The organism is Tabrizicola sp. (assembly GCF_034366665.1).
Taxonomy (GTDB): Bacteria; Pseudomonadota; Alphaproteobacteria; order Rhodobacterales; family Rhodobacteraceae; genus Tabrizicola.
Genome location: NZ_JAXMMF010000132.1, coordinates 1 through 3,263 on the forward strand (window position 1 = coordinate 1; position 3,263 = coordinate 3,263).

The 3,263-nt window shown below is 67.6% G+C and carries 4 protein-coding genes; 1 reads left to right on the forward strand and 3 read right to left on the reverse strand.

The window, feature by feature from the left end; all coding sequences use genetic code 11:
- The 3 genes from U1E69_RS19150 to argB all read right to left on the reverse strand — a co-directional run.
- Positions 1–1,040 (reverse strand): HisS family protein (locus tag U1E69_RS19150; protein WP_322246016.1); only part of this gene is annotated, 1,040 nt, incomplete at its 3' end.
- A 59-nt stretch (positions 1,041–1,099) separates the two neighbouring features.
- Positions 1,100–1,264 (reverse strand): hypothetical protein, encoded by a 165-nt coding sequence (locus U1E69_RS19155; RefSeq protein WP_322246017.1) that lies wholly within the window; start codon positions 1,262–1,264, stop codon positions 1,100–1,102.
- A 129-nt stretch (positions 1,265–1,393) separates the two neighbouring features.
- Positions 1,394–2,293, reverse strand: coding sequence for an acetylglutamate kinase (gene argB / locus U1E69_RS19160; RefSeq protein WP_322246018.1), 900 nt, complete (start codon positions 2,291–2,293; stop codon positions 1,394–1,396).
- 116 nt (positions 2,294–2,409) lie between these two features.
- Between argB and U1E69_RS19165 the strand changes: the two genes are divergently transcribed.
- Positions 2,410–3,171 (forward strand): SDR family oxidoreductase, encoded by a 762-nt coding sequence (locus U1E69_RS19165; protein WP_322246019.1) that lies wholly within the window; start codon positions 2,410–2,412, stop codon positions 3,169–3,171.
- The last annotated feature ends 92 nt before the right edge of the window (positions 3,172–3,263 follow it).

Sequence of the window (3,263 nt, forward strand, 5' to 3'; positions counted from 1 at the left end):
AGGTCGTCATAGCGTCCGCCGCCGCCGATCGAGCCGAACCGCACCGGCCGGCCCTTGTCGTCGGTGGTCTCCAGCAGCAGCTCGGCCTCGAATACGGCTCCGGTGTAGTATTCCAGCCCGCGCACGATGGTCGGGTCGAACCGCACGGCCGCCTGGCCGACCTTCATCGCGCCCAGCGCCCGGTCGATCGCGGCCAATTCGGCCAGCGCCGCCTCGCCCGCGGCGCCGATGTTCCCGGAGGGGGCGACGGCGTTCAGGGTGTCGGCCCGCGACAGCCCGGGGCTGCTGGCCGAGGCGAGGAACCCCTCGACGGCGCCGATCGCCTTCGACGGCAGGCCGGCGCCGTTGGTGTAGTCGCCGGACTCGTCAAGCCGGCCCTCGCCGAGCAGGGCGGCGACGCCCTCCCAGCCCAGCCGGTCGTATTTGTCGATGGCGCGCAGGGCGGTCAGCTTCCGGCCCGCGTCCTCGACGCCGCCGGCCTCGAACAGGCCGTCGAACAGCTTGCGGTTCGAGACCCGCAGCACGGCCTGTTCGGGGGCCAGGCCCGCCGCCTGCAGGCCCTCGCAGGCCATGGCGATGATCTCGGCGTCGGCCTCGGGCCGGTCCGAACCGACGGTGTCGGCGTCGCACTGGACGAATTCGCGGAAGCGGCCGGGGCCGGGCTTCTCGTTGCGCCACACCGGCCCGAAGGCGTAGCGGCGGAACGGCTTGGGCAGGGTCTCCCAGTTCTGCGCCGCGAACCGGGCAAGGGGCGCGGTCAGGTCGTAGCGCAGCGCCATCCACTCGCCATTGCCGTCCTCGTCCGGGTCGTCCTGCAGGGCGAAGACGCCCTCGTTCGGACGGTCGGCCTCGGGCAGGAATTTGCCCAGGGCGTCGGCGTATTCGAAGGCCCCGGTGTCCAGCGGCTCGAAGCCCCAGCGCTCGTAGACGGCGGACACCCGCGTCACCAGACGGCGCTCGGCGATCAGGTCGCGGCCGCGGCGGTCGGCGAAGCCCCGGGGGCTGCGGGCTTCGGGGCGGATGGGGGCGGCGTCGGTCATGCCGGGCGATTAAGCCATCGCCCGCCATCGGGCAACGATCCCCCTCTCGGCGAGGCGCCTCAGATCGCGACCGTGTCCGCCCGTCCGCCCTCGCCGCCCTTCCGGATCGGCACCATCCGTCCATAGGTCAGGCAGCGCCACAGCCACTCCAGCGCCTCCAGCCCCGCGAAAAGGGCGAAGAGCGTCAGGAACACACCGCCACGCCAGAGAAGTTCATTCTCCATGCGCCGATCCTACACCCGATTCGTGGCGAAGGTGAACGTCCGTATTGTCGCGCGCGTGGGGACAGAAGGAAGATCCAACCAGAACGCCGGAAATCCAACAAAGTCAGACGGTTAACCCACCGAGCCCGCTCAGCGCCGCTTGTGCGGCTTCACCCGCGGCTCGGTGCTGCGGATCTGGCTTCCGGCACCGTGGTCGGTGAACAGTTCCAGAAGGCAGGCGTTCGGCACCTTGCCATCCATGATCGTCACCGCCCGCGTCCCCTGTTCAATTGCCATCAGCGCGGTTTCGGTCTTCGGGATCATCCCGCCCGAGATCACCCCGTCCGCCGTCAGCTGGCGGATTTCTTCCGGCGTGATCTGGGTCATCACCTGGCCGCTGGCATCCTTCACCCCCGGCACGTCGGTCAGCAGCAGCAAACGGTCTGCCTGCAAGGCCCCCGCGATGGCCCCCGCCGCCGTATCGCCGTTGACGTTGAACGTCTCGTTGTCCTTCATCCCCGTTGCCACGGGGGCCACCACGGGGATGATCCCCGCGTTGTAAAGGTCGCGCAGCACCTGCACGTTCATCTCGACCGGACGGCCGACGTAGCCAAGCTCCGGGTCATCCGCCTCGCAGACCATCAGGTCGTCGTCCTTGCCGGAAATCCCGACCGCGCGCCCGCCCGCATCCATGATCGCCTGCACGATCCGCTTGTTCACCAGGCCCGACAGGATCATCTCCACGACCTGCACCGTGGCCTTGTCCGTCACCCGCTTGCCACGGACGAATTCCGACTTGATCCCAAGCTTTTGCAGCATCTCGTTGATCATCGGCCCACCACCGTGGACCACCACGGGATGCACGCCGACCTGCTTCATCAGCACGATGTCGCGGGCAAACTCGGCCATCGCCGCATCGTCGCCCATCGCGTTGCCACCGAACTTCACCACCACAACCGCATCCTCGAAGCGCTGCAGGTACGGCAGCGCCTCGGACAGCATCTTCGCGGTCGTCTTCGCATCCTCGGCGGTCAGGGTCTGCTGCTTCATCGGGGCCTCCATCTCTTCGCGCCGCATATGCTTTTTCCGCCCCCCCGCCAAGTCTTATCGGCCAAGCCTTGCCTTCCCCGCGGGGAAGGGTAGCCTTCCCCACAAAGGAGACTTCAATGTCCGAACAGAAGATCCCCGAACAAAAGACCTCCGAACAAAAGACCCTTGTCCTGACAGGCGCAAGCCGCGGGATCGGCCATGCGACGGTCAAGCGGTTTTCGGCCGAGGGGTGGCGGGTCCTGACCTGCTCGCGCCAGCCCTTCGACCCGCGCTGTCCCTGGCCGGGGGGCGAAGAGAACCATATCGAGATCGACCTTGCCGACCCGAACAAGACCATCGCCGCCATCGAGACGATCAAGCAGAAGGTCGGCGGGCGCATCCATGCCCTTGTGAACAATGCCGGAATCAGCCCCAAGGGCCCCGGCGGCACGCGGCTGAACACCATGACCACCGACCTGCGCACCTGGGGCCACGTCTTCCACGTCAACTTCTTCGCGCCTGTCATCCTGGCCCGCGGCCTGAAGGACGAGCTGACCGCGACCAAAGGCTCCATCGTCAACGTGACCTCGATCGCCGGGGTCAGGGTCCACCCCTTCGCCGGTGCGGCCTACGCCACGTCGAAGGCGGCCCTTGCGGCGCTGACCCGGGAAATGGCGCATGATTTCGGGCCTTTGGGCGTGCGGGTCAACGCCATCGCGCCAGGAGAGGTCGAAACCGCGATCCTGTCGCCCGGCACTGACAGGATCGTCGAGCAACTGCCGATGCGACGTCTGGGTCAGCCGAAGGAAGTGGCCGACGCGATCTGGTTCCTCTGCTCGGACCAGTCCAGCTACATCTCGGGCGCCGAGATCGAGGTGAACGGCGGCCAGCACGTCTGACCGGGCCGCTCATCGCTTCCTTCGGTCGATCTTCGCTTGCGGCCTGGCTAAGTGCGACCGAAGGAAGCGATGAGCGGCACCTTGACCGCCAG

Excerpts from the sequence above, each read along its gene's own strand:
- U1E69_RS19155 (WP_322246017.1), bottom strand. The coding sequence starts at position 1,264 with ATGGAGAATGAACTTCTCTGGCGTGGCGGTGTGTTCCTGACGCTCTTC.
- argB (WP_322246018.1), bottom strand. The coding sequence starts at position 2,293 with ATGAAGCAGCAGACCCTGACCGCCGAGGATGCGAAGACGACCGCGAAG.
- U1E69_RS19165 (WP_322246019.1), top strand. The coding sequence starts at position 2,410 with ATGTCCGAACAGAAGATCCCCGAACAAAAGACCTCCGAACAAAAGACC.